General features: G+C 65.1%; 25 protein-coding genes and 1 pseudogene. 8 read left to right on the top strand and 18 right to left on the bottom strand.

The genetic code is table 11. The features are described 5' to 3' along the window. Positions 1-470: 470 nt before the first annotated feature. Positions 471-776 (top strand): hypothetical protein, encoded by a 306-nt coding sequence (locus ACZYZ9_RS23820; protein ID WP_133437190.1) that lies wholly within the window; start codon positions 471-473, stop codon positions 774-776. A gap of 885 nt (positions 777-1,661) precedes the next feature. Then, positions 1,662-2,804 carry a hypothetical protein gene (locus ACZYZ9_RS23815; RefSeq protein WP_240743967.1) on the top strand — a complete coding sequence of 381 codons (1,143 nt, stop codon included), beginning with the start codon at positions 1,662-1,664 and terminating at the stop codon, positions 2,802-2,804. A 328-nt stretch (positions 2,805-3,132) separates the two neighbouring features. Here ACZYZ9_RS23815 and ACZYZ9_RS23810 read toward each other — a convergent pair whose 3' ends face one another. Further along, a complete protein-coding gene (locus tag ACZYZ9_RS23810) occupies positions 3,133-4,020 on the bottom strand; it encodes a hypothetical protein (RefSeq protein WP_133437188.1) in 888 nt (295 codons plus the stop codon). Positions 4,021-4,179: 159 nt separating this feature from the next. Next, positions 4,180-4,689 (bottom strand): DNA-binding protein, encoded by a 510-nt coding sequence (locus ACZYZ9_RS23805; RefSeq protein ID WP_240743939.1) that lies wholly within the window; start codon positions 4,687-4,689, stop codon positions 4,180-4,182. Positions 4,690-4,936: 247 nt separating this feature from the next. On the opposite strand from ACZYZ9_RS23805, the gene ACZYZ9_RS23800 reads away from it, so the two are divergent. The 3 genes from ACZYZ9_RS23800 to ACZYZ9_RS23790 all read left to right on the top strand — a co-directional run bounded on the left by ACZYZ9_RS23800 (position 4,937) and on the right by ACZYZ9_RS23790 (position 7,002). Next, positions 4,937-5,530 carry an exonuclease domain-containing protein gene (locus ACZYZ9_RS23800; protein WP_133437186.1) on the top strand — a complete coding sequence of 198 codons (594 nt, stop codon included), beginning with the start codon at positions 4,937-4,939 and terminating at the stop codon, positions 5,528-5,530. 52 nt (positions 5,531-5,582) lie between these two features. Further along, positions 5,583-6,302 carry an HNH endonuclease family protein gene (locus ACZYZ9_RS23795; protein ID WP_133437185.1) on the top strand — a complete coding sequence of 240 codons (720 nt, stop codon included), beginning with the start codon at positions 5,583-5,585 and terminating at the stop codon, positions 6,300-6,302. 514 nt (positions 6,303-6,816) lie between these two features. Further along, positions 6,817-7,002, top strand: coding sequence for a hypothetical protein (locus ACZYZ9_RS23790; protein WP_133437184.1), 186 nt, complete (start codon positions 6,817-6,819; stop codon positions 7,000-7,002). Here ACZYZ9_RS23790 and ACZYZ9_RS23785 read toward each other — a convergent pair. Both ACZYZ9_RS23785 and ACZYZ9_RS23780 read right to left on the bottom strand, forming a co-directional pair. Then, the gene (locus ACZYZ9_RS23785) at positions 6,985-7,470 is read right to left on the bottom strand and encodes an ATP-binding protein (RefSeq protein WP_370530970.1); all 486 of its coding nucleotides are present in this window, start codon (positions 7,468-7,470) and stop codon (positions 6,985-6,987) included. The two genes, ACZYZ9_RS23790 and ACZYZ9_RS23785, sit on opposite strands and share 18 nt — an antisense overlap. A gap of 87 nt (positions 7,471-7,557) precedes the next feature. After that, the gene (locus ACZYZ9_RS23780) at positions 7,558-7,953 is read right to left on the bottom strand and encodes an STAS domain-containing protein (protein WP_133437182.1); all 396 of its coding nucleotides are present in this window, start codon (positions 7,951-7,953) and stop codon (positions 7,558-7,560) included. 337 nt (positions 7,954-8,290) lie between these two features. On the opposite strand from ACZYZ9_RS23780, the gene ACZYZ9_RS23775 reads away from it, so the two are divergent. Beyond that, positions 8,291-8,896: a class I SAM-dependent methyltransferase gene (locus ACZYZ9_RS23775; RefSeq protein WP_240751290.1), complete on the top strand. Its 606-nt coding sequence runs from the start codon at positions 8,291-8,293 to the stop codon at positions 8,894-8,896. Positions 8,897-9,900: 1,004 nt separating this feature from the next. On the opposite strand, the pseudogene dnaB reads toward ACZYZ9_RS23775, so the two are convergent. Next, positions 9,901-11,241, bottom strand: a pseudogene (dnaB, locus tag ACZYZ9_RS23770) (replicative DNA helicase); the annotation flags it as partial. A gap of 68 nt (positions 11,242-11,309) precedes the next feature. After that, positions 11,310-12,107 carry a hypothetical protein gene (locus ACZYZ9_RS23765; RefSeq protein WP_133449236.1) on the bottom strand — a complete coding sequence of 266 codons (798 nt, stop codon included), beginning with the start codon at positions 12,105-12,107 and terminating at the stop codon, positions 11,310-11,312. A gap of 289 nt (positions 12,108-12,396) precedes the next feature. On the opposite strand from ACZYZ9_RS23765, the gene ACZYZ9_RS23760 reads away from it, so the two are divergent. Continuing rightward, positions 12,397-12,639: a hypothetical protein gene (locus tag ACZYZ9_RS23760; RefSeq protein WP_133437178.1), complete on the top strand. Its 243-nt coding sequence runs from the start codon at positions 12,397-12,399 to the stop codon at positions 12,637-12,639. 924 nt (positions 12,640-13,563) lie between these two features. Here ACZYZ9_RS23760 and ACZYZ9_RS23755 read toward each other — a convergent pair. From ACZYZ9_RS23755 to ACZYZ9_RS23700, 12 genes are all read right to left on the bottom strand, one after another. Further along, a complete protein-coding gene (locus ACZYZ9_RS23755) occupies positions 13,564-13,878 on the bottom strand; it encodes a helix-turn-helix domain-containing protein (protein WP_240743940.1) in 315 nt (104 codons plus the stop codon). A gap of 112 nt (positions 13,879-13,990) precedes the next feature. Further along, entirely contained in the window at positions 13,991-15,733 is a 1,743-nt protein-coding gene (locus tag ACZYZ9_RS23750) for an SNF2-related protein (protein ID WP_133437176.1), read from the bottom strand. A 172-nt stretch (positions 15,734-15,905) separates the two neighbouring features. Continuing rightward, positions 15,906-19,022, bottom strand: a complete 3,117-nt coding sequence (locus ACZYZ9_RS23745) for a DNA cytosine methyltransferase (RefSeq protein ID WP_133449237.1) — start codon at positions 19,020-19,022, stop codon at positions 15,906-15,908. A 91-nt stretch (positions 19,023-19,113) separates the two neighbouring features. Next, positions 19,114-19,539, bottom strand: a complete 426-nt coding sequence (locus ACZYZ9_RS23740) for a hypothetical protein (RefSeq protein WP_240743941.1) — start codon at positions 19,537-19,539, stop codon at positions 19,114-19,116. Between the two features lie 310 nt (positions 19,540-19,849). Then, complete coding sequence (locus tag ACZYZ9_RS23735) at positions 19,850-20,041, bottom strand: hypothetical protein (RefSeq protein ID WP_133449238.1); 192 nt, start codon at positions 20,039-20,041, stop codon at positions 19,850-19,852. 138 nt (positions 20,042-20,179) lie between these two features. Further along, positions 20,180-20,884: a hypothetical protein gene (locus ACZYZ9_RS23730; RefSeq protein ID WP_205879618.1), complete on the bottom strand. Its 705-nt coding sequence runs from the start codon at positions 20,882-20,884 to the stop codon at positions 20,180-20,182. Between the two features lie 23 nt (positions 20,885-20,907). Next, the gene (locus ACZYZ9_RS23725; RefSeq protein WP_133437174.1) at positions 20,908-21,519 is read right to left on the bottom strand and encodes a DUF1643 domain-containing protein; all 612 of its coding nucleotides are present in this window, start codon (positions 21,517-21,519) and stop codon (positions 20,908-20,910) included. 1 nt (position 21,520) lies between these two features. Continuing rightward, the gene (locus ACZYZ9_RS23720) at positions 21,521-21,967 is read right to left on the bottom strand and encodes a WhiB family transcriptional regulator (protein WP_240743943.1); all 447 of its coding nucleotides are present in this window, start codon (positions 21,965-21,967) and stop codon (positions 21,521-21,523) included. Continuing rightward, entirely contained in the window at positions 21,964-22,500 is a 537-nt protein-coding gene (locus ACZYZ9_RS23715) for a hypothetical protein (RefSeq protein WP_240743944.1), read from the bottom strand. The genes ACZYZ9_RS23720 and ACZYZ9_RS23715 overlap by 4 nt, the downstream gene beginning before the upstream one ends. An 86-nt stretch (positions 22,501-22,586) precedes the next feature. Continuing rightward, a complete protein-coding gene (locus ACZYZ9_RS23710) occupies positions 22,587-22,913 on the bottom strand; it encodes a WhiB family transcriptional regulator (protein WP_133437172.1) in 327 nt (108 codons plus the stop codon). Further along, positions 22,910-23,440, bottom strand: coding sequence for a hypothetical protein (locus ACZYZ9_RS23705; RefSeq protein ID WP_133437171.1), 531 nt, complete (start codon positions 23,438-23,440; stop codon positions 22,910-22,912). The genes ACZYZ9_RS23710 and ACZYZ9_RS23705 overlap by 4 nt, the downstream gene beginning before the upstream one ends. 547 nt (positions 23,441-23,987) lie before the next feature. After that, a complete protein-coding gene (locus tag ACZYZ9_RS23700; RefSeq protein WP_240743945.1) occupies positions 23,988-24,626 on the bottom strand; it encodes a hypothetical protein in 639 nt (212 codons plus the stop codon). A gap of 183 nt (positions 24,627-24,809) precedes the next feature. Between ACZYZ9_RS23700 and ACZYZ9_RS23695 the strand changes: the two genes are divergently transcribed. After that, positions 24,810-25,295 carry a helix-turn-helix transcriptional regulator gene (locus ACZYZ9_RS23695; RefSeq protein ID WP_133437168.1) on the top strand — a complete coding sequence of 162 codons (486 nt, stop codon included), beginning with the start codon at positions 24,810-24,812 and terminating at the stop codon, positions 25,293-25,295. The last annotated feature ends 205 nt before the right edge of the window (positions 25,296-25,500 follow it).

Below are 25,500 nucleotides of genomic sequence, written 5' to 3'. Positions count from 1 at the left end.
GGGATACATACCGCGCGCAATGGGACGACTTTCCCGCGGGATGACCCGCATCGCGGGAACGACGGGCGGTGGGCGGGATCATCGGCATCGGCCAGGCGGCACTGCGTCGCCGGACAACAGTCGCAGCTGCGGTGTAAATGATTGTTGTAGCGCATGATTCACACTCGGGCTTGCTGTGCCCGCACATCGGGGCAGCGGGCCGGCCGCGCCTCGGCAGCCGCCGCCCGACCGCACGTCGTGGGCCGTGGTTCGGGCGGGACACTCCCCCAATGGCCGGTTCGCCATTTCTCGGCGATATGAGATCTGCATCAATTAACGATTATGAATGTCATTACCGGCGGTGTGTGGTTGGTGTCCGCACGCGGTGCGTCGATTGCACCTGAACAGCGGCGGGATCGCCGTCGTGCGAAGCACCGTATTTTCCACCTGCGGATTTGCGCAGGGAATATCTCGTCGGTGAAAATGGCGGGGTGGCCGAGGACGCTGACTTGAGGCAAGCCCGGGTGCTCGCAGGGCTGTTGCAGGCGACGATCGCCGACCTTTCGCAACGGTTGGAAGCACCGGCGACCCCGCCGCGGCGCGCGCGGAGCCTGCGCAGGGCGCACCCACGCCAGCCGGTCAACTCGTTGCGCCACGAATTCCATGAGGCGCACCGACTCCTCGACGGCCTCTATCGCCGCTATCCCGAGATGGTCGCGGGTCTGCGCCCGCCCCGCGAGGGCGTCGACACAGACCGGGCGCATCAGCCACCGAGGCACCCTCGCCCCAGCCCGTGACGCTGCTGCCGACTGAGGTGCGACGAGCCGCCGCGGTGACAGGGGTGCCGAAGCCTGGCGATCCCGGGCTGGGCCCGGGGACCCGTGCCGACTGTCACGTCGGCCACCATGAATCCCGCGCTCAGGCACAGGGCCATCGCCAGCCACCGACGGTCGGCATCGGCAGACGCGTGATGGTGACGGCCGCGCCCATGGCGATGGGCGGCATGCGCGGACGCCGCCGGCGCAGCTGCTGGAGCCTCATCGCCATTTCTTTCCCTCGGCACCAATCGCCCTGACAAGCAACGATACTGAGGCAGGCCGACACCGCAGGTTGCCGTTGAGCACTGCGCCGGCAGTTGACCGACTCAGCATTCTGGTGTTGCAGCACAGCCCTTTTCATCGCGACGTCACCATTCTCCCACCTGGGCACCCGTCGGCAACGGCATGCCGCAGCAGTGGGAGCGCTACCGCATCGCTGCCCGGCGGGATCACAAGCGCTGCCGCAATTATCATCAAGCGCCCGGGGGTAGCACCGAACGCTACCGTGCGCGAACTGCTTTGCGATTCCGACCACTGTTCAACCTTGCTCGACCGGACGCCGAGCCCCACTCATAGCGACGGTAGCGACACATGTCGACCGCGAGGTGAACGCGCAATGTTGGGCAGCTTTGGCTTCCGCTTCGGCCGCGGCTATGTCGCCGGCCCCGTGCGGCCGGGTGCCCGCGGTAAACGTAGGAACAGGCCGCACCGGCTCTAGCGGCTTCAGTCGAGTAGTCCCAGCCGTCGGCCTTTGTCAAGTAGGCCAATGTGCGGCCATAGCGGTCAGTGCGGTCCTGCGTGGGGTCGGGGGTCAACGTGACTCGCTGCCCAAGAAGCGTTTCGCTCGCGAACGCTGCGGTCGCCGTGCCCAACGGGGAAGTCTCCGTACGTCCTGCCACCGAAAACGCACCGACCACCGTCGTCGTGGATCGCCTCAATGTGGAACACGATGGCGCCGAACGTAAACCGGTATACCGACACAACCCCATCGGCCCCTACGCGAATTACTACAGTTGGGCGGATCTCGCCAACCTGCTGCGCGTCGACATCCCCTGGTGGTCCCCATTGGTCAGTGACCTCGACGCCATGCTGACCTGGCACCCCGGCGCTCCCGTCACGCGGATCGCCCCCTACCTACCCCGACTCGACACCGGCCACATCACCGCACTGGCCACTCCCGAGGCCACCACCGACGTGCGCGGCATCATCAACAAACTGGCCAACCGCGTCCTTCACCAGATCAACGGAGGCGCACGCCATGACGCCATGTGCCTCACGCCCGGGCTCGTCCACGCCGCGATAAGCCCTATAGATCCCACCCAGCCGAAACCCACACTGACCGCCGAGGAGGTCGCGGCACTCCTGCACCACCGAGCCGACCAACACACGGCCCGGCACGCCCTACGGGTAACCCATCACTGGGATTTCCGACCACATCTTCTGACCTACGTCATCGAAATCCACCGCGCATCGGCCACATCGGCAGCCCGCCAATGGATTTCCCGACTCACCGACGTCGACCACACCCGCCGCACAGAACTGGGCTTCTGGTTCGTCAACAACTACGTGCCCAGGCGCGTCCACCCAACCCGCTGGCTCACCGACCCCGACAACCCGCACACCTGGGCTATTCAAGGAGACGACGCCACCATCTACGCCGGCGTCGGAACCTTCACCCCCGGCGCCCAAGGCCAACTCCGCCGCGCCGAGATCCACGACGACGCCGCCTTCTTCTGGGACACCGCCCAACACATCTGGCCACTCCCTGACGCCGGCTTCAGCTACTACGGCACCGGCTACGACGGCGGCGGCCCACGAAGACTCGTCGAGACCCTGACCACCCTCATCGACGATGCCGCCGCAGACGTACACACGCCGCCGACCCTGAACGGCGAGAATGCCGCCCTACACAACGCCCTCCACCAACTGGTAACCAAACAACACGCACCAATCACGATCACCGCCAGCTTCATCGCCACGGCGTTAACAGGGTCACCGCGGGGGTGAGGTCGAGCCGGGTGCACAGGAGCGCTTACAGGTTGCGCGGACCAGTCCGGTCCTCGCCGAGCGCCCCGATCTGCGACGGCGGCTGTACCTGTGCGGGCATTCATTTCTCACCAGCTCGTCTCAACCGCCAACGCGAGTGTGGTTCTTGTTCGCTGCACAACACGACACGTAAATGGTTCGCCCGCCCACAGCAACTACCAACACGACGCCCACCAGCTCGGCCTGAAGACATGCCGGCGGCTCCCTTGGGGGTGGTCGCCAATCGTCCACGGCGGCAGTGGGATCGGCGCAGATACGCTGACTCGAAGCAGCGTCATGGTGTACACCTTCAGACCACGCGAACACTGGACCATTGTTTGGGTGGGCCGGGTTTAGTGGTAGGGGTTAGACCACTTTGGAGGTCGAATCCCACGGCACTATCGCAGACGAAATGCGGGCCGAACCGCGTCTTTGAGAAGCCGTAGTCGGCGACGAAGCTGTACATGGGCACCATCTCTTGGATGGCACTGCTCACAGGGTTGGTCACGATGAAGGTGAGGGCCGGATCGGGATCCGGCACGGCTGGAAGCCATACCACCATCGCCGATCGGCCCACTGTGGCGCCGCGGCTGCGTTGAATCTGGAACTGCCGAACGCGGCGCTGGATCGCGATCATCTGCCTGGCCGCGTGGTCGAGTCCGAACCGCTGATGGATCGTTGTCAGGGTGGCCTGGCAAAGCCGTTGGACCGCTGGCTCCAAAGGCACGCCGATCGCCTGGTACCGGTAATCGGAACCGTACAGCGGCACGACCAGATCGTTGGACCGCATGAATCGGCTTTCTGCGTGATGCGCAGGCGCACCGGTGGGCAGGGAGTTGGAGATCGCGAACATCAGAACTTCGCCCTCGCCGGGTGGTGATCCCGCAACCACCATCGTCAGCGGGCGCCTGGTGAGGTCGGTCTGAGACATCAAGTGAGAACCTGCCTGCTGCAACGCGTCCACCGCGTCGCCGAGAGTGCGCGCGCCGCGCAGGCACAGCGCAATCCACTCAGAAATCGGGTGCAGCTGGTGGGAGTCTGTATAGGCGATGCCGCTGAAGCCGATAACTATATGTCCGCACCAGATAACCGCTTTATTGGCTGTCGAGGAATGCACACGCCCGTGGACGTCGGTCAGCTGTCTATCAGAGACCTGCAGCACGCCTCGCGGAGTCAGCAATGTCTGGACCAAGGTCATGACGAGAAGCCTGCACCCCGATGGCGGCATCTTCCAATGGACCGGTCGAACCGTTCGCTGATGACGTACGCGTGCGCTGCATCGACTACGCGCTCAAGCTCAGCCGGGTGCTCCTGGCTTTCAGTTACGAACTACGACGGTGCCCCGCAGCCCTGATCCTCACGAGGGTGACACCGGGGCTCCCACGGCGTCACCTGACATGGGGCGGCCGTGCGAGGACACCGCGTCGAGGTAAGCATCGTGGTACTTCTGCAATGCCATCCTCTCAATCGTGAACTTCTCGAGGATGCTGGTTACGACAGGCCTGCCGACCAGAGTCGATGCGATCCGATCGTGGGTCCAGTGCCCGAAACTCATCATGTCGATACCGAGCGCCTGGCGCGGATATTCGCGCGCCTCGCTGATGTCGTTACGTACCGCTTCCAGCTCGGTCTCAAGCCGCCGTAGCGCCGAATTCATGTTGCGCAGGTGCCGATCTCGTTGCTCTTCCAGCACTCTCACACATTCAGCCCACGTTGGAACACCACCTTCGGGGAAGTAGATGTGTCCAGCCCGACCGCGGACTACCTGCGGCAACAGCCCGTCGCTCGCCATCAGTTTCAGGATATCCGCCGGTATACCGCAGCTCTGCGCCGCATCCGACAACTTCACGATGTCCGTATCAGCCACGGCGCCCACACCTCATCGAGCCCCAGCCATCGTCGCCGCCTTCCTGATGATCCAGTCGCACTTCAGCGTCCCACGCCCCGCGACACCAACCAACAGTCACGCTGCGACACCAGTCGACTCGTCAAGTCGTCAAATCGAAAGTGAACGTTCCCAGGCGGCGGGCCGGGCTCGCCCGCCAGTCGCGACTCGGGCACACCTACGGCCGGACTACCCCAACATGTCAGACCCCCTAGCCATCCTTGCAGTTATGGATACCGCTAGCGACTATGTCGTCGTCGACGTCGAGACCTCAGGCACCAACCCTGCAACCGACCGGGTCCTCAGCATCGCTGCCCTCACCGTCAGCCACAACGGGACCGTCGGCCGCACCCTGCACAGTCTCCTCGACGCCGGCGTAGATCCCGGTCCCACCAACATCCACGGCCTCACGGCAGCGATGCTCACGGGACAACAGCGATTCCGCGACATAGCCCCGACTCTGGCGCGGCTACTGCGCGGCCGAATCCTCGTCGCCCACAACGTTGCCTTCGACTACGCCTTCTTGGCGGCAGAAGCGCGCCGCAGCAACACCACGTTGCCCGTCACTTCGGTGCTATGCACGGTAGAACTCTCGAAACTGCTACACCTTGAACTCGACAGCCTGCGGCTGGCGTCGCTCGCCCATCACTGGGACGTGCCACAAACAAAGCCCCACGATGCGCTTGACGACGCTCGCGTTCTGGCCAGCATCCTGGCCTATTCACTCGCGCGAGCGATGGCCCTGAACATCCGCCTGCCGCTGCGTTCGCCGAGCACGTTGCAACTGCCAACCTTCTCCGATTTCACCACCCGCGCCGCTTGATACCCCCAACGATTGGCCACGGTGTCGCCCTCACGCGTTACCGTCACCAACCATGCGCCACAGTGCCGTCCGAAGGCCTTCCGCGAAATACCGGATACCTGCCATCGCAGCAGCTGCCGCGACCGTGGCGGCGTTGCTGACCATCGGCATCCGCCCCGACCCAGCCGTCACAGCCGGCTCCACCTCGACCGCCACCCACACCGAACTTTCGGAGGTGCTCGCGAAAGTCACTGTTGTCGACGTTATTGCCCCTCTTCCGGGCTACCAACGCGGGTGTGGGGTCGACAAGAAGACCGGAGTGCGCGAGGCGTGTGTTTTTGGTCCCGCCTGGAATGACCCCCTTGACCACAGCGGGTGCGATACCCGCAACCGGCTAATTCGCCTGTCTCTCAGGGATATCGAATACAAACCCGGGACGCGTGGATGCAAGGTCACCGCCGGGCGCTTGGACCCAGATCCATACACCGGCCAGACTATCGACCTCGCACACGTGGCGGTGGACCACGTCATCCCACTGAAGGTGGCATGGAATGCCGGCGCTGCTCACTGGGATCTCCGATTACGCCGCATCTTCGCGAACGATCTAACAGAACTCATCGCGGTGTCCAGCTCGGCGAACAGCCGAAAGGGTGACTCCACCTTGTCCGAATGGATTCCCGAAACAGGCAAGTGCCGCTACGTAATTCGTTTCCTCACCGTCGCCGCCAAATATCATCTACCGATCACTGTGAAAGACCGTTCGGCTGCCACGGCAGCTTGTCTTAACACCTGACCCAACGGTGTTACTGGGCCGCGTGGGGTTCGCCAGCGACACCCACCGCAATACGAGCGATCGTTCAGGGACACCGCCAGGTCAGCCGAGGAACGGATCCGCGCGGGGCAGACCTCGGACGACAATCTGGCATTGCTGCCCGTGCCGTGATGCAGGCTGCATCACCAGCGGGCCCCCCAACACCCGGCAATCCGCACAACTTCCTGCGACAGGGCACACCCGCGCCGCCAGCGTTCCGACGCTGGCTTCGGCCTGCTACGCGAGGCCTTCAACCGCCCACCACGGTAAGCCCGCTCACGGTGGACCGCCGACATCGACGCCAGTGCAATACGGGGAGGCTGTCGCGCCGGTTCGCGGACACACCTCGGCGGAGCGCGATCTGGGGGGCGCGCCACTACACTTGACCCAGTGCGGCGTACTCGGGGCGGCAAAGAAGCCCCCACGACGGTATCCGGCTATGCACGTCGTCCGTCGCCAAACACTTGGTCTCACACATCAATTGGTGAGGACAGCCATGAGTGATGAATTGTTTTCCGGCTTCATTGAAACAGGCTGGGATCAGGCACCGTGGGACAACGAGCCATTCTTCACCGCCGATGAGTTGCAGATCCTGCTCAACCCGACGCTGTCGACCGCACAGGCAGCCGAAGTGATCGGCTGCGCCGAACGCGACGTCGTGCGGTTACGCGAAGCGCGATAGACCGCAGCCCCCATCTGCGCAACGCATCTTGGGACCGCAGTGAGCTCGGTTGTGTGACCTCGACTGGCCTCGCAGATTGGTCCACACCAACGAAATCCGGGAACCATGTTCGGCGGGATCGATCCTGGCCTGATCGGCAAGCAGGCGCATGAGGACAGCACCACTCGCGCGACCATTGTTCCTGTGCCTATTGCAGGGCGGGTCGCCGAAGCCCGGGGTTCGCCCGCCGGCGGTGACCGTGACGACCAATGTGTCGGTGTCATCGTGATAGGTGACGACGATGTCGACCGTGTCATGGCCGCAGAGACCACTGCTGCTGAATGTCACGGTATCGGCCAGCGCTTCGTTGACGGCCAAAATCAGGTCGCTGAGCTGTTGTTCATCGAGCCAGAAATGCCGCCACAGCCAGTCGGCGAACTGCGCACGGGCTCGCGCGGCACCGCGGCCATCTCTGCTGACAGTGCACACCAGACGTGAAGGGTCGTCCAAGATCCTGAGCTGATCTGGCGGCCCAAACTCGTTCACAGGCAACGGTTTACCCGCTGGCGACGGCTTCTACTCGCTGTTCATCTCGGCCAGCGCCTCGCCGAGAGTGCGATAAAGCCCCAGCACCTTATCCAGCCCCAGCAATTTCATCGGGCGACTGGTCGCCGGGCCATCGGCGACTACCCCGAACTGCCCCGTCGATGTCACCTCGGTGTGCGCCTGGATGAGCACACTCATACCGGTTGATGCCAGAAAATCCGTCTTGGACAAGTCGACAATGATGCCCACCGGTGCCTGCGCTGCGGCGACTCCGATCGCGTCGCTGAGCTGGCCAGAAGTCACCATGTCAACGCAGCCTGAGACAGCCAAGACCATCACCCGCCCCGCCCAGTACGGCTCAACATCAAGCCCCTCGGGCCCGGGGAAATTCGGTGAATCCGTCGTTTCGGGAAAGTCTTTGTGCATGCGCTTACCTCGCATCAGTGTCGATCAATGCCACGCACCCCAACGTGGATACCGACTTCTCCCCGGTCACCCGTTGAACACTAATGCACCGGTGAATGCCCTCCGGTCTCGATGCTCGCCGGGTGCCGACTGCGTTCTACACCAGCTCACGCCATCACGGCTCGGCGCATTAATCATTGCCGGGCCTTCTAGAAAACACCTCACTTCTGCCCCGCCGAGGTCCTCAATCGAACGCTCGTCGAGAAGCGGCCCGGCAGCCGGAACGCCCGCCGCGTGGGGCCGACGGCCGCAGCCGAGCCATTATCTTGGAACTGTGTTTTCGAATCGGGTGAAGTTCATGCTCGCCGGTCCGGTCCTTGAGTTTTACAATCCGAAGATCGCCGGTCGCCCGCACGAGCGGGTCGCCGAACGCATCGGTGCAGCAGACCGGCGAATAGTGGAAGTGTGCGCGGGTTCTGGCTACTTGTCTCGGTTGGTCGCAGCTCGCTGGAGCGACTGCGAGATCGACGCACTAGACATCTCGGCGGAGTCCGTGGCATACGGCAGGAAACGCGCTGCGAAGGCAGACATGGACAACATCCGGTTCACCCACGCATCTGCCGCGCGGATGCCGTTCTCCGACAACACCTTTGACGCCGCGATTTCCTGCTATGGCCTGCACGAGATCCCCAGTGCCGACCGAACCCACACCTACACCGAACTCGCGCGTGTCGTACGACCTGGTGGCCGGCTAATAGTGGCCGACTGGGACGCTCCCGAGCGCGGCCGCCGAAGCGTTGAACTCGTGATCAGGATGGTCGAAAAACCGCATGCGCTGGAAGTACTCGGCGACGGCATCGTCGACGCGCTGTGCGATGTCGGGTTCAGCATCCTCGCACATGATCGGGCGCAAAGCAGGAAGCTATCCTTTCAGCTCGTCGAAGCGGTGCGGAAGTCCTACTAGCACTACTAGCAATCAGTACCGCGCGAGGTCTCGGTAGCTGGCCATGTGGAGGGTGCTTCCCACGGCGAAAGTCCTTGGTGCGGGGGCCGTTTCGCTGTTTCGCTAAAATCAGGTCTTCTTCGCCGGCATCGGGGCCATAGCAGCAAGAACCGCCACGGCGGCAACCTAGCCCCAGATCCCAGGAGCGAGGTCTTGAGCCACGATCGACAAACACCCCACGACCTAGGCAAGAGGAGAAGCCGAACAGCAGAACTGTACTGGCGCCGGTACACAGCCTATTCGCTGCATCCAATCTCATGGCCCCATCCTGCACTCTGGGTACGACATTTCGGTTCACACGCGGGTCACCCGCCCCGATTCCCCCGACGGCTAAAGCCGCCGGTCTCGCATCTCGGTGATGCGGGCTGCATCACCGAGAATTCAGCGGCGCCGCAGTAACTGTATGCTGATGCCGTCGAGGTATAAAGCTCCATCGGTTCTGTCGATCTCGATGGTTGTCCGGTGAGCTGCGGGCTGGCCGTCTCTTTGGATGCCCGACCAGGTGGCCTCCCCTGAGCGTTCCTCGATGCTTACGATGCCCGACGCGGTCACCTCACCGCGGTTGTTCGGCTCGCACGGTAACCCACGGCAGGTAAACCACAGTCCAGTGGTTCGGCCCTCATCGAATTCAATTCGATACTCCCCGGGAGGGATTGCAATGGGAACACCCGCGAGGCCCTCTCCGACCCGAAACGTTCCGGGCCCGGAGAATCGTTCCCCCACTTGCACCGCCCTGGGCGCGGGTGACGCGCTGGAGGTCGAGGTCGGTGCGGCGACTGTCGAACTAGGTGGCGTTGAGCTACTGGCGCAGCCTGTCAGGGCGGTAGCAACTAACAGCGCTGCCAGGACCGGTACACGCATGGGTGTGAACTTACCTCCCGACCTCAGTAGCGCATCGCCGACCAATTGACGATGCACCCCTTGAAGCTTTCATCGACGGCTTCCAACGACGAGTGTCGAAACTGCTAAAGGTGTTGCGGCAGTGTTTGATAAGGATGTGCAAGGTCCCGAAAGCTTGAGTGATGGAGAGTGGCGGCGACGGTGATGGTTTTGGTGATTCCTTGCCTGTTCTTGGCGATCACGAAGTCTGCTTCGCCGGCTCTGGGGCTGTCGCGGTCGTAGGCGTCGGGGCGATGGATCAGGATCGCCAAATCGCAGTCTTGCTCCAGATTGCCACTTTCGCGCAGATCGGCGAGTTGGGGTTTCTTATCGACGCGTTGTTCGGGTCCGCGGTTGAGCTGGCTCAGCGCAATGACCGGGACATCGAGCTCTTTGGCCAATAGCTTGAGGCTGCGGGAGAATTCGCCGACTTCGGCTTGTCGTGATTCGACGCGTTTTCCCGAGGTCATCAGCTGCAGGTAATCGACAACGATCAGCTTCAAGTCGGTTCTCTGTTTGAGGCGGCGGGCTTTGGCGCGGATCTCCATCATGGTCAGGTTCGCTGAGTCGTCGATGTAGAGCGGGGCTTGGCTGAACTCACTCATACGCCGCGCCATTTTCGCCCAGTCAGCATCAGTGAGGGTGCCGGCACGCATGTCGGCGAGTTTGATTCGCGCCTCAGCTGAGAGCAGGCGCATCACGATCTCCGACTTGCTCATTTCCAGCGAGAAGATGATGCTGGCTTTGTTGTGTTTGATGGAGCAGGAACGCATAATGTCCAGTGCCAGAGTGGATTTCCCATGACCGGGGCGTCCGGCGATGATGATCATCTGCCCACCGTGCAGGCCTGTGGTGACTTCGTCAAGTTCAGCGAATCCGGAGGGCACCCCTTGGGATAACGCGGACCCGGACTGGATCGCATCGATCTCGTCCATGGTGGCTTGCAGCACGTCGTCGAGGACCTGGAAGTCCTCGGCTGTGCGCCGCTGGGTGACGTCGTAAATCTCGGCCTGGGCGCGGTCGACGACCTCGGCGATATCGGCGCCGCCGGCGCCCGCGTACCCGTACTGCACGACCCTGGTGCCGGCCTGCACCAGGCGCCGCAGCACCGCCTTCTCGGCGACGATGTCGGCGTAGTAGCCGGCGTTGGCCGCGGTGGGCACCATCGCGATCAGGGTGTGCAGGTACGGGGCCCCGCCGATGCGCTGCAGGACACCGCGCCGCCCGAGTTCGGCGGCCACGGTGACCGCATCAGCGGGCTCCCCTTGCCCGTACAAGTGCAGAATCGCGTCGTAGATGCTGTGGTGGTTGGGCCGGTAGAAGTCGTCTCCGCGCAGCTTTCCCACCACGTCGGCGATCGCGTCCTTACTCAGCAGCATCCCGCCGAGCACGGATTGTTCGGCGCCCTGGTCCTGTGGTGGTTGCCGGTTGTCTGCGGGCACGGGGGTCACCGGATTCTGGTTGCGGCAGTGGGTCGGGGCGTCCTGCAGATCGGTCATGCCGTCCACGTCTCCTCGGGGGTGTCGCTGTTGGGGTCGTCGAGTTCGGCGGCGATAACTGGCCAGCAGTGCTCGCACACCATGGATGACAGCGGTAGCTGCGGGCGCGCTACAGCGTGGGGCGCAGCGCACACGATGCATTCGCACTTGCCGATCGCCAGGTCGATCAGCAGCTCGGTACTCAGTGAGGTAGCCGCGGGAAGAGGTTTGGCTGCAACAACTCTGGGTTGTCCGCCCAGGACGTCCTGAGCCCACCGGATCAGGCTGTCAGTGAGCGGCTGCTGCGGAAACAGTCGCGAAGCACGGCGGCCGGCGTTGGCCAGCGCGACGATGGGATCCACGATCGGCCCGAACTTCGTTTCGTGGGCTTGCAGCAACCTCTGACGCTGTGCGGGGGTCGTCGCGGCGACCACATCGGCGTACCACCGTTGAGTGTGGGCTTGGGTGGGGTTGGGCTCAGCGTCGCGGACCTGCATAGTGACCCGGACATTCTTGTTCGGGCTGGCGGCGGTCCCGCCGCCCCGGCCTGCCGCGCAGGGGCGGGCCGGTAGTGCCCGCAGACGCGAGGTAAGAAACGCCGCCGGCCGTTCGATGCGGTCGGGCCACGACCACCCCGTGGATCGCATCTGGGTGTTCAGTGCCTCAGTGAGCTGGCTAGCCGACCACACAGCGGGATCGATGCCCGCAGTCATGAGCGCGTCGCAGATGGCACCGATGTGACCACGGCCCAGTCCATGACACAGCGGGGCGCGGCCGTAACGGTTGCCGACAAGCTCATCAGCTAGGCGCTGCACGGCCAGGGGTCGTGGCGCGCGCAGCGAGCGCCGCGATGGTGAGTGTCGGGTGGGGCTGGATGGGGATCGCGACGCGCGCGGACGCGCGTTTGGTGAGTGAGATCTTTCTAGAGATAACCGCCTATCACTACGTGATGGCGGTAGGTCGCAAACAGCGTGACCCGCCGCGCAGGCATCGGCCGGGCGGCGGCTGATGAGATGCCAAACCGAAGGTCGGCGCCCGAATCCAGGGGTCGAGGCCGAACCGCTGCCGCGGTGAGCTTCCACGCCCAGTCCCGAGACTCTCAAGATGTCGCGCGCGGTGGTGACGGTGCGCTGTGAGCAGGCGGCGCCCTGGGCGACGGTGGCGTTGGTGACCGCGCAGTTCCGTCCGGTGGCGTGGTCGGCGTGGGCGGCGAGCACCATGGCCACCTGCAGCGCGCGTTCGGGCCGCAGGTGCACTCGCGCGCATTCGGCCAACCCATCGTCGGTGGCCAGCCAGGCTGACAGTTCGGTCAACCAGGCGTCGCGGCTCGGCCACATCGGGGTTTGAGCCGGTGTGTGGCCGGCCTGTTCGATCCACTGCCGGCGGGCGGTGCGGGCCGCGGCCGGGGCCGAGCGCGCGCAGGTGTAGCGCACAGAGACCTCGCCGTCGGCGAAACCAACGCTGTGCACACGCGCGGTGCGGCCACGACCCGGGCGGGCGGCCGACACCGCAGGACCGGCGCCAGAATCGTCGGCGCCGGAGTCGCCGAAGGTCGCACGAAAGCCGGGATTTCCCCGTTCGCGACACGCCCATGACGCATCGACTTCTGTGCAGTTCAGAGAGGGTTTTTGTGAAACTCGGCGCGGAAATCTTGAACTGTGTCCAGGGTGCAAGCTACCCTGAGAACTACCTAGCACGGTGTTCTCCTCATTTACCTGGGGATCCGAGAGATCGAGTTGGCGCTTTATCTCTCATCAAGGCCTCGGAGTTGGCGCTCCGAGGATCAGCTCTTAGAACTTCTTTTCAAAAACCCCCTCGGGGGTTTCTGTCCAGAATTCGGACCGACCGCTCCGATTAGCTCGTCAGAACTTCCCACCAGCCCCCAACCTGGGGGGCCTGTCCTATACGGATCCCGCTATCCAGTTGTCAAATCCCGTCGTCAACGGGTGTGTTCGGGCTGCTGAACCTCCTTTACCGAGTCGTTACCGTCCATCCGACCACGCCACGAGCCGATGGACTGGGACCGACGCGGCCGCGCGGTGGTGTTGCCGGCACCACCAGCGGCAATGTCGCAGGAATTGACGCCTGTCACAGCTGTCACAAATATCGAGGACCCCAGGTGTTCAGAGCCCACGCCAGCGTTTCGTCGGTCAGCGCCGCCGCGATCTCGCGCTCAAGACCGCTGTCGCAGCACTGCCGTGTAAACGCCGACGGCGCGCGCCGCCGGGCCGCCCAGATCGCCACCGTGCCGATGAGTCGCTTCAACACTGATCAGTTCCCCTTCTGTTCGGATGACGCTGCGGTGGCGGCGATTTCGGCGCCCCGCAGCGCACGCCGCAGCAGCGCGGCGTAGGCATTCTTGGTCAGCGGCGGGTACATCGACTGGCTCAACTCGGCCAGCGTGGCGTCGGGCCGCTCGATGCGGTGCTGCAGCGCTTGGATCCACCGCGTCACATGCGGGCCCTCCTGCATGCGCAGCACTGCCACTGCAGCGCGCGCCAGCACCGCCTGCTCCTGACCGGCCTGGCGAGCCCGGACCGCGTTGGCTTCAGCAGACACTTCGGCCCAGCGGGGATTGTTCGCCATCACCGACCACCGCCCCCGCACCCGCGGTGAAGTGACCAGGCGGGCAGCACACCACCGCCACAGACCCTCTCAACGCGGGAGAAGGCCAATCGACGACCGGAGGAGGCGGTGCTCACGCGATCCTCCTCGGCGCCGATTGCTGATCGACCTGTTCGACCACCTGGGCGGCCAATCGCCGGATCTGGTCGTACTTTTCGGGCGTCATCGCCACGGGCGCGGCCTTGACCACACCGCCTCGTCCGGTGCCGGTGATCAGCCCGGCGGCCTGCAGGCTCTTGATGTCGAGGGTTTCGAGCATGACCGGATCGGACCCATAGTCGGTGATACAGAAGTAGGCGCGCACCGGCTTCGTTTGACCGGGCCGCCCGGGCCGGCCCATGGCCTGCTTGTGGACCGCCGGGGACCAGTCCAACTCTCCGAACACCAGCGTGTTCACCACGTGCTGCAGCCCATCGATACCCGCCCCGGAACGCAGCGACGAAATCAGCACCCGGGACCGGCCCGCCATGAAATCGTCGATCGAGCGCTCTTTTTGGCGGTTCGTTTCCCGCCCGGTGTACATCGCCGGCCGATACTGGCTTAGCCGTTGCGCCCAGATGTCGTGCACTGCGTGATGCCAGCCCAACAGCATCACCCGCTGCTCGCTCTGCAAGATCATCTCCACGAAGTCAGCAACAAATGGCGCTTTGGCGATACCGGTCTGCTGACGCATGATCCAGTCGAATTGCCCTGCAGCACTCCACCGTTGACGCTGATTGGCGCTTTGGTCCAGGATCAGCCGGGCCAACGCGACCGCGTTGCCCTCGATCTGGGCAAGCACGGCGGGATCGGAGGGCACGCACTGCTCGATCGGAATGGTCGGCGGGATCTCGATCCCCACCTCTTCGAGCGTGCGTCGCAGCAGCAGCCCCTGAGAAATCAGATGGGACCGCAGCGCCGGCGGATCAAAGACTTGGGTCTTGGTGTCCAGCCCCGACGTGTGGCACCACTCCCTGGCGAACTCTTCGCGGCTGCCCAGCGCACCCGGGCGTAGCACGTCGATGACGTTGTAGATTTCGCCGCCGTAGTTGTAAATCGGTGTGCCCGACAACCCGACGCGGTAGGCCGCTGCCCCCGCGACCGTCGTCGCGGCCTTATAGCGGTCGGATTCTGCGCGGCGCAACTCCTGGACCTCATCGAAGATGACTGTCCGGACAACGCCTTTGAGGTGGTGTTGCCACTTGGCCAGCTTCGCGTAGTTCATCACGATCAGATCCGCGGTGCGCCCACGGCGTTGCAGGGAGTGCACCGGCCCGTTTTGCACCTCGATCGAAGTCAGGTCCGGGTAGAACTGCGCGAGCTGGCGGCGCCACTGCCGCGGCATCGTTCCGGTCAGCGTCACCGCCAACGCAGGCCGGGCCGCCGGCTGTTCCAACAGCGCCAAACTCGTGAACGTCTTGCCCGCACCGAGCTCGTCGGCGATGCACACACCGCCGGTAGCCCACACCAGATCACGCGCCGTCCGCTGATAGGCGCGCAGCGCCACCGCAGGACTTACCCAGCCGGCGCCGGATCCTGTCGGCAAGTGCTGTCCGGAAAGAACCTGTTGCACAGCACGTTCGGCGCGGCGATGCTCGCGCGCCAATGACCGCAGCCGTTGCCTGTCGCCCGGGGAGGCCTTCATCGGCCAGCGATCCAGCAGCCACTCCAGGTTGCGCGCTACCTCCAAGGTAGACGTCAACGTGACGGTGCCCCGGGGGGTGGCATCGACTCGAGGAAAGATCCTCTTGATCATGATCATGACGTCCGGTGCGGCCTCGATCTCCCACAGACCCGCTGCCAGCCACCGGTATGCCCCTACCACCCGCGCGGTCACCGCGACAGCCCCGGCCTGAACAGTGCCGTCGCGCGAATCGGCACACCCAGAATCTGTCCAGGCCTACCCACGTGCCGCGCCAACCGCGGCGCGGAAACCAGGAGGATGATGCTGTCCATCCCGCCCGTAACCGTTGGCGCGTCTGACATTTCGGACCTCGTCGTCTGATCGGTCATGCGGCGGCTGCTTGGTGAAGTGCAGCGCGCAGCCGTCTGCCGATCCACTCCCCGACCTGAGGGGAGACGGCGTTACCGAAGCCGTCGGTCTGGTCCCTCGCGGAGCCCCAGACGAGGAACGTGCCGGGGTAGTCGCCGAAGGTGACGTCGAATCCGCAGCCGCGCCCGATTTCGTGGGCGGCCATCATCCGGAAGTAGCAGTCCGCGAGTGGGAGGTCGGCCAGTGATGCACGCCATTCGGCGCTCAGCAGGGCGGTGGTGTCCCGGGGTGTGAGTGTGCCGAGCGGATCGGCCACCGGATGCGAGGCGGTCTCCATTCCGTGGCTGCCGTTCTGCTTGTACCAGCCCGCGAACAGCACGCCCTGTGTGATCGCTGAGCCGACCACGGTTCCCAGCGGCTTGTCCAACGGGTAGGCGCGGTATTTCGCCTCGTCGATCGACCCGTTGCACTGCACCCGACCTGCTGCGGTGATCAGCGCGGGGATCTGCTCGGAGGTGACGGTAGGCATCGCCTCGGCGTGTGTGGTCGGCGTGGTGTGCTTGCGGTACGGCACTACCCCGGTCGACAACAGCGACAGCGTCTCGGACCCGCCTTGGGTCGGCAGTGGCTCATCGGCGGCCCGGGGTGCGCCCTGGAAGTTGTTGACCGCGAACAGGACCGCTTTCTCATGGGTGCTGGTGACAGTGTCCATCGGTTGGGTGAGGTGCTTGCCGTCGCCGTTGTGGCGATGCGCGGCCGTCACCTGACCCGTGAGCGCGGCCGCCGGCGTGAGGGGCCCCGTCGAGGTGGTGGTGTGTGCCCACAACGGCTCCGACAGATCCCGGCCGCGCCACGTTGATCCCGGCCGCTCGCAGGTGTTGGCGGCGGCCGCGATGGCGGCCCCGGTCGACAGGATCGCGGTCTCTTGCTGGCTGGTTTGGGTGGCCATCGGCTGCCATGGGTGTCGCTCCGAGCCGCGGGCGGCCTTGGCGGGCATCAGAACTGCCGGGAATTCGGCGAATCGCTGCCGGCAGCGTTCAGCGCGGGCCATGGTGGCCGCTGCGAGCGGTTTCTTGCGGTCCCCGATACGGGTGCCGAGGTTGGAAAGGTCCAGCGCGGCCAGCGACGGTGTCACCGGTGGCCTCACGGCGTGCCGACACGATGGGCAGCGGTACTCGTATTGCTTGCCGTACCGCACCGAGCCGGTCGGCGGCACTCCGGTGCGCCAGGTCCAGACCGCTTCGACGACCCGGCCGCAGGAGCCGCACCACGACGGCGGGCGGTGCTCCAAATCGGGTGTAGGGATTCTCCTGTCCCAGAACGCGATATAGAGGCGATCGCGACTTTGAGGTACCCCGAAGAACATCGAGTTCAAGTACATGACGCGGTAGCGGTAGCCGAGCTTGCCGAACTCGCCCAGCCACCACCGGTACGTCGACCCGTCACCCACCTTGCGCCGACCGGGCACAGCCGGCCCCCACGAGGTGAGCTCGGTCGTGCACTCGACCAGGATCAACCGGGGATGATGCTGGGCGGCGTAGGCAAGGACGCAGTTCGCGGTCGCCCGGTCACGCTCGGAGCGGGTGACACTAGCCTCGAAGTCGGGGTCTTCCATGTCGAACAGCGAAAGGCTCTGCGCGTATGCCTTTTTCGTGTTGGCCTGCGAGTGATTAGTGCAGTTGTGCACAACCACGCCATCGACGACGTAGGTGTGATCCTCGTCGACCGTCATGTTGTAAACGGTCACCGCATCGCCGGGCGTCACGGTGCCGCTGGCCTTGCCCCATCGGTAACCATCGGCGTCGCGATGCTTCGGGCGGCGGTCTCGGCACCGGTGCGCCGTTACTACCCACTGCGGCCTCTGCCGGACTACGCGGCCCTCGATGACAGCCGCCGGCGCCTTTGGCGCGAAGGTGACCGTCGCGTAATAGTCCAGCGAGGTCAGCATCAGGCGCATCGCGACTGCGAGTTCTTTCGAGACGGTCACCGCTTGGACACGCAGCCCATCTCGGCACGCGTACCCGTCCGCCGACATATAGCCATCGACGAACGCCTGGCGGATCGTTCGCGGCGCAAACAACATCCACGTCGGTACCCGTTTGCCGCCAGCGCCGTGGCCGAAGTTGTCGACGATAAACGTGGCCAGGCCAAGGCGGTTGACATGGAAGGTGTCGGTAGTGCGCTGACGCGTTCGATTCCACGGCAGCGAAAGCCGGGACAGCTCCTTGCCGAGTTCGTCCGCCTCGGCATGGCTTGCGCAAATCGTGACGCGCGACCACGCGCCGTTACGCTCAGGCCGGCGACTCACCCATCCGTCGCCGACCCACCGGCCCAACATGCATGCGATGTCGTGCGTAATAGGTCCGATACCGTCAATGACGGGCAGCTCGGCGCCGGCGCTGTCAAGGATTGGAGAACCTACGAACACGCCGTTCAGGCTGTCCGCTCGGACTTCCCGACGTTCGCCGAGTAAGGGGAGTGCTCGACGCTGATCCGCGGCGCGCCTGCACGCTGTCGAGCAATACAGCCGAGCCTTGCGCGTGGACCTGAAGCGCGTAGCGGTACCGCCGCATTCGAGGCAGCACGCACCGTCGAGCGGCTGGTACTTGCGGCGCGGTTGATACTCGCGTTCCGCAGACGCGGCCCAAAACGGGTGATCCCTGGTGCAGGTAATCGCGGTGGTGGCGTTGACCGTGATCGTGGGGCGTTCGACGGCCGACGTGCGCGTGACCGGCCGCCAGCGCGCGCGGTGCGTCCACACCTCGTCGCCGACGCAGACGGTCTCGATCGGGACGAGGCCGCGCCGTGTCAGGACGAGGGATCCAGCGGCGAAGCAGCTGACACCCGCTACGAGCAAGTCGCTAGCCGGTAAGTCTCGCGCCGAGTGGTAGTCCGAAGAATCGCGGTCAACGAGGTTGGCGATCCAGTGTTCGGCGTGCGGGTGGTTCGCCTCGTGGACCTCGACTTTGTAGCGGTTGTGGTTGGCCGCCATGATGGTGGTGAACCCGGCCAACTCGATACCTCTTGTGAGGCCTCCGAATCCGCTGAAGAGGTCCACTGCGACCAGGTCGTCGTGCGCGAACCGACGGCGGCGGACAACGGGCCGATGCTCGGCTGTTGCAGCGGCGCTCACCCCATCACCCCCGCGTTCTGCGACACGGCGTCCGCGGCGGAGCGCGCGCACCCAGGCGCGGGCAGATCGGGGCCAAGCGACTGCCCCGGGGTCACAGCGCCAGCCCCGGTCCCGGCAATGCCACCGTCCGCACTGGCACACCCAGAATCTCTGCGGGAATACCGGACAGCGTCGACAGCCGAGCCGTGGCCACCACCAGGGCCTGCACCCGTCGATGGGCCGCGTAGCGCACCAGCTGCGAGAGCACCGCCGACCCGCCAGCGCGCATCTTGACCTCGATAGCAACGCAGCCACCGACCAGAAAATCCGGACGATCCTGCGCACTGAGCCGATATTCCCGATCGAACCGAAACCGGTTCTGCCGCAACACTTGCTCGATACCGTCCTGCAAATCGACCTCACGCGCGGCCCGATACACACACTCTCCCAAGACCGCTACCACGCGTTCGGCGATCGCCACCGCATCCACCGGCGCCGGCACCCCACCGAGTGCCTGGCTGCGGCTGGGCGCACTCACCGCACACCCCGCTGCCCACCGGCGCGCACACCCCGCCGAGTCCGGCCCTCGGTGCAGCCCGACCGGACACCGGCCGCCGGCCGGGCCCGGTGCGGCCGACTAATCCAGTCGCTGACCGTGTCGTGACTCCACCGCACGGCCTCATCGACCGCGGACGTACGTGGCACCACATCGTCACTGCGGCGCGGATAGTAGGTGATCGCACCGCCACACACTGCGCACGAATCGTGGCGCCGCACAGGCTCACCCGCAATGAGGGCAGACCGCGACCCGCGGCCGGGACGGCGCCCACCGGCGGGTCTGAGCGGGCTCACGCGGACACCTTCGACGCCGCGGCAGCACCGAACAATTCCACGCCCGACCCCGCCCGCACCGACCACCCCGCACTGAGCAGCTGCGCGCGCACATCAGGGGCGGGTTCAAAGACCGTCCACACCGCCCCCTCATCACAGGCCAGCGCCGATCCATACCAGGCATACGGTGAGCCAGAGGGGTCAACCACGATCCACCCGCACCCGCAGGAACCCTCTCGAAGCGAACCCATCACGACCACCTATCCGCTGAAACAGCCAAACCCGCTGCGAAAACCGCTAATTCGAGATACCTGCACGTGCGAGCCAGCGTGTGTGGCCGCACCCTCCTAGAGCTGCCCATGAGACACCGGCTCACGCCACGGGTCCGCGACCCCAGTGGGACGGGTGATGATGCCGTAGACATAGGCGAGCTCGGTCAGCACCGAGCACGGCGCCGCGACATCACAGTCGCCGGTGGCCGCACCCTCCCACCACCCTGCCCAGGTGCCTGCAGTGAAGGTGCACGCCCCACAGATCACCGAGGCATGTGGGCATGTCGTCGTCAGCGGACCATGCACCTCGGTGCAACACCCGGTGCGGCTGCACTGCTCACACATGAGGATCACCGGCCGGTGGGCCGCGGCATGGGCCAGCAGATCCGAACGGTGACCCGACTCCCCATCGAGCCCGGGCGGAGCATCGGCCAGGATCGCAATCAAGATCGTGGGTAACAGATCCGGATCCAGCCCGGCCTCAGCAATGATCTGCCGCGCCACCCCGACCGGGGTATACCCGTCGATCTCCTGATCGAGAGTTCCGCAGCTCACCGCCACCACCCAGCCGCAACGCTCGCAGCGGCCCCCCTCCTCAAACAAGGGGTTATCGGGAGTGAACGGCCCGAGCCGGGCCGCCGACATACACGGCAGCCCGCACACCGAGTACTCCTGCACCCGGTGGCCATCCCGGTCCTCACGCGCGGCCTCCTTGCGCGCCCGCAGCGCAGCGACATTGACCGCATGCCACCGAGGCTTCAGCCCAGCTGAGGCACCCACGGCGAAACTGTGCAGGCCCGCGTTCACCGCACACCTGCGCTGACCGAAGCGGGCCCCTCCAGTACTGCGCTGTCAGACAACAAGTCCGACCACCGCGCATCGACGTCGAGGAAACTCAAATGCGCACCGGCAGATAAGCACTGCAACTGGGTATCGGCGCGCATGTAAAGCGGATGCCGCGGCTGACCACCTTGGGTCCAGCCCAACACCGCCACGGTGCCACCAGTGCCGCGACAGATCCGCCAAATCCGCGTCGCCACCGCCCGCGCACGCTGCGCCTGGGCCCCGAATCCCCACGCGAACACGACTAACTCGTGCTCGGCCGCCGCAGCATCCAGATACGCATCGTTGTCCGGCCCGACCGGATCATCCACGCAAGCAATCGCTTTCGGGTCAGTCGACCGCACGGCATACAAGTTCAGCGCACTAAGGGCGTCATATCCGAAGCCGCGGGCGAACCGGATGTCGCGGCGGATAGTGGCATCGTTGATGTGCTCGCCGGCCGTCGACGGGTTCAGCGAAACGAACATCAGCGCCGGGCCCGGCCCCCAGCGCCGAGCCAACCGGTACCGGTAGCGCCGATCAGCCGAAAACTGCGCGCTAGAACGTAGGTGCAGATCCAGCATCATCGTCATCTCAAGCCACCCCCGCGACATCGTCACGCCCCGGGCGCGACCCGGTCTGCTGACGCCTACGGATCTCGCGCTGCCGCTCCGCCAGGGTCATCGCACCCCACACGCCGACGTCGTGGCGCCCGTTGGTGAGCCCATAGCTGCGGCATTTCGCCAACACCGGGCAGTGCTTGCACACTTCCTTGACTTCGGCCTGCATCAGCAAACTGCGGCTGGCCCAATTCAATTCAGGAAAATGCCCGCACGCCCCCTCCATGTAAAAGCTGGCCAGCTCGACCTCATCGCTGTCGGGCACCGGACGATCCGGGCACGGCAGATTCAGATACCGCGACACCGAACGCTTGGTAACCCCAAGATGCTCGGCGATGACCCCCCGCGACGCACCCGAGGCGTGCATGCGGTGCGCGGTGATGCGGTGAGCGATCCACCTGTCCCCCACGATCGTGCTCACAGCCCATCACCTGCGTTCGACTCACGCATGAGGTGGTACTGGGCACCGACATTGGCGATCCCCAACCGATCTAAAGCGTCCACGACCCGCCCGGGACCCACCACCGCGCGAGGTTCACCAGCACTGGGCTGCGCCTTAATCCCCAACCGTGCCAGCAGCGCTGCCAACGTCAGCATCATCGGCGCGCTGGGGCACAGCACCTGCATGCCACGCCGACTGAACGTCGCCGCCGCATGAACCGCACCGCGGCTCACCCCGACCACCGCGGCGGGATCACGCCCGAACACCCAGCGGCCGTCCCGAAACCCATAGCGGCCCAGCACAATCTGCGGATTCGAGATCGTCACCGCGCCGCCGTCGGTGCTGACATCGGCCAATGCGACATCCTTGTGTGCGAGCACCTGGCTCAGCCACAACGCCGTCGCCCCGTGCTCGAACCGGATCCTCATCCTGGTGTCCACGCGCACCACCGTGGGAGTGAACGCCAGCAGCGCGGCAATGTGGCGCCGCCGGACCTCAGGCTCTTCGTCCACTGCACACAGATGCAGCCTCGCCGCCCACGTCACAGCCGAAAAGTCAGTCGGCCGTGGCCGCCGCGGCGCGATGAACCGGGGAGCGCTCATGCTGAAACCCCCACCGCCACACAGAAACCAAGCTCACCCGGGTCCAGGCCGGCGACCTCACACAACTTCGTCATGGCCGGAGACCACCCGTTGGATTCCTTGCGCTCCGGTACCCACACCCCGGCATACATGCCGCATTCCGCCTCGGATGCGACCGCATCACGCGCGCACTCCCGCCGAACCGGGCACCGCTGGCACATCTGCTCCAGCGGAACCAGGACCGCCAGAGGAGGTTTACGCGGCGGCGTCCACACCTCGGGGGCATCGGGCATCTCCACAAAGCACACCGCTTTGCGCCGCCACAGCTGACCACTGAGCGTCATCGCACCAACCTTCCCGCCGGCGCTGCACCGATCTCGGCGATGAAGCGCACCGCCACCGCCGCCACGCGCTGGGCCGCCGATCGCGCCGACTCGCCGCTACACACCGCGCACCACAACGCGTCGAACTCGCGCTTGAGAAACCCGAAACCCTCATGGCTCGACGCCAGCGCACGACCCCGCGGCCCGACCTCACCGCGCCGCCGGCCCTGCTCAGCCAGCGCATCCCGGCACCGCTGCCGGATCGCACCACCGGGCTCGCACACCTCGACCAAAAAGCGCACCGCCATCGCACCGACCTGCGCAGCCTCCGCGCGCGCACACCCAATCCGGTTGGCGCGCACGTCATCCCACAACTCGTCGACTTCTTCTCCCAGGACCATCGCGCCTTCTTCGGCCGATCGCCACGGGCGCGGATAGCGCGCCAAGCTGTGCACGAGCTCGTCCCAAATAGCCAGTTCGGCGTGCCGGAAAGCAGCCTCGGGATCCGCCGAGGCGCACGAGCCGGCCAGCAGATGCGGGGTCCTCATGCCGGCACCATCTGCATCCGCAAGCACCGCGCGCATTCACCGCACGCATCGTCGCCCGGTATGCACGCAGCCCCGCAGACCACGCACGCCCCGGTGCAACCTCGGCAGGCCAGCTGGCCCTCCACGCGGACCGGCTCGATCGGCGGCTTGCCGCACAACGGGCAGTCATCGAACAGCGAGGGCGACCAGCAAGCCGGCGCAGCCGGTATCGCTCGGGTCGCAGCTGCACCGTGACGCGACGCGTTATCGCACGTCAGGGCGGCAATTCCGCGGTTTCGGGCCGCAACCCTTGATTCGGTTATGGGGTAGCCTCTACCCTGAGATCGACTTGGCAAAGTCATCTCCTTCTCGCTCGGGGAGACCCTGGACGCGAAGGTCGCAACTTCTCGTCCAACCCAAGAGCAACCCCCTTCGGGGGGTTTCTCTGCATCTGGGACAGGGTCATCGCTATGAAAATGTGCAGAATCACGCGCCGCCGGCGGCGACACCACTAGAGCAGCAGCGCTACCACCGCCCCTAAAAAGCCCTGTGGGAACAACACTTCAGATCACCCGGCCCGTTTCTTCGCCGCGTGATCAACAATGGTTTGCACGACCATCCGCTGGCCGCTTCCCAGCCGTGCAAGATGTCGAGCCAACGCCGAGGCCTCTGACCCGTCGTGAGCCATATCGCCGGGAAACACCACCAGCAGCGGCTCTGCGCCAGTGGTGGGAATTTCGGCAATGAAGCCATGCCGGGCAACAGCATCCCCGCACGCATGCAACCGCCACCCGTGTTCGATGAGCTTCATCGCCCACCAATAGGCGACGCGCACCTCGGTATCGGGCTGACGCAGCCACCGGGGAATAGGTGTGACGCACCTGCCGGTCGCGGCCGGTCGCGCGACCACCCCCGCAGCACGCATCCGGTCAACCAGAGCAGCGAATTCCCCGGTCCACCCGAGCGCACCCAGCCGCCACACCGCCTCCGCCATCAACGCCGGCAGATTCTGCGGAATGCACGCAGTGTCCTCACACCGGCGCACGACGCTGGTCAACCGATACGACGCCTGGCGCACCGTGATCGTCGCAACCATCGACGATCGGTCGAACCGCATGTCGACCACCACGTCCCCCTCGGTGCGCAGTGCAGCCGCCCACCAGTACAGGGGCCGCACCGCCGGCGGCAGCTGATGCCCTTGCGACACCGGAAGAGGATCAAAACACGGCTCGAAGCCAGGAAGGTCAGGCATCTGCGGTGTCGGGCGCTGGGCAAGTGCGCGAGGCAATTTCACCGAATCGCTCCTCTTCGTAAGATCGATAAGCACACCGTACTCTAGGATAAGACAGCTGTCTATGACAGCAGCTTTGACAGGATTTAGGAGAACTCGGTGAATCTGTCTGACTATGGACCTCGGCGCGGGCCTCGCATGACAAGACGCGTACTGCGCGGATTTGATCCGCATGCCTTCGCGACCGTCCGCCAGGAGCGCGGCATGAGTGTTAGCGACCTCGCTCGGCTGGCTGGTGTTGGACAGTCGACCGTGCACGCATGGGAATCTGGCCGCGGGACCCCGCAGGTCGATCTGCTGGCGCGGGTAATGAACATCCTCGGGGCTCCGATCGAGGATGTGGTCACGGTGGCCGCTGAGGAGCGCTACCCCGGTGACTGGCGCGTTATCAGGGGCGTGACGCAACCACAGTTGGCAGCAGCGGCCAAGATTGCCACCACGACGTTGCGCGGTATCGAACGCGCCGACCTTGGACTGACTGAGGCCAACGCCGCCAAGCTGGCTGCGTGCCTGGATATCAGTGTTGAGGAATATCAGGCGGCGTACAGCCGCGCACGCCAGCGCCCGGCTGGAACCTCGGTTTAACGACCGAGGCTCCACCAGCAAACTCGGCGATCCATCCACTGGTAGTTCGTGACGGATGTTCCTGCGATACCTGGCGCAGGTAGGGGACGCGGTGTGGGCTGATGGGGCGACACCGAAAGGCCAGCAAGCTAGCGCTGTTCGGGTCATCGAAGTCCTCCTGGTCGACGTGGACTCGCCCCGATGCGTTGCGAGTGCACATACAGAT

The organism is Mycobacterium sp. IDUB_28 (assembly GCF_055419285.1).
The sequence above is the reverse complement of the archived record's forward strand: the minus strand, read 5'-3'. Positions and strand labels throughout refer to the sequence as shown.

Coding starts and splice junctions, on each gene's coding strand:
- ACZYZ9_RS23810 (WP_133437188.1), bottom strand. CDS start 4,020: ATGACCTTGGTCCAGACATTGCTGACTCCGCGAGGCGTGCTGCAGGTC.
- ACZYZ9_RS23800 (WP_133437186.1), top strand. CDS start 4,937: ATGGATACCGCTAGCGACTATGTCGTCGTCGACGTCGAGACCTCAGGC.
- ACZYZ9_RS23795 (WP_133437185.1), top strand. CDS start 5,583: ATGCGCCACAGTGCCGTCCGAAGGCCTTCCGCGAAATACCGGATACCT.
- ACZYZ9_RS23790 (WP_133437184.1), top strand. CDS start 6,817: ATGAGTGATGAATTGTTTTCCGGCTTCATTGAAACAGGCTGGGATCAG.
- ACZYZ9_RS23780 (WP_133437182.1), bottom strand. CDS start 7,953: ATGCACAAAGACTTTCCCGAAACGACGGATTCACCGAATTTCCCCGGG.
- ACZYZ9_RS23775 (WP_240751290.1), top strand. CDS start 8,291: ATGCTCGCCGGTCCGGTCCTTGAGTTTTACAATCCGAAGATCGCCGGT.
- ACZYZ9_RS23760 (WP_133437178.1), top strand. CDS start 12,397: ATGTCGCGCGCGGTGGTGACGGTGCGCTGTGAGCAGGCGGCGCCCTGG.
- ACZYZ9_RS23755 (WP_240743940.1), bottom strand. CDS start 13,878: ATGGCGAACAATCCCCGCTGGGCCGAAGTGTCTGCTGAAGCCAACGCG.
- ACZYZ9_RS23725 (WP_133437174.1), bottom strand. CDS start 21,519: ATGACGATGATGCTGGATCTGCACCTACGTTCTAGCGCGCAGTTTTCG.
- ACZYZ9_RS23710 (WP_133437172.1), bottom strand. CDS start 22,913: ATGACGCTCAGTGGTCAGCTGTGGCGGCGCAAAGCGGTGTGCTTTGTG.
- ACZYZ9_RS23705 (WP_133437171.1), bottom strand. CDS start 23,440: ATGAGGACCCCGCATCTGCTGGCCGGCTCGTGCGCCTCGGCGGATCCC.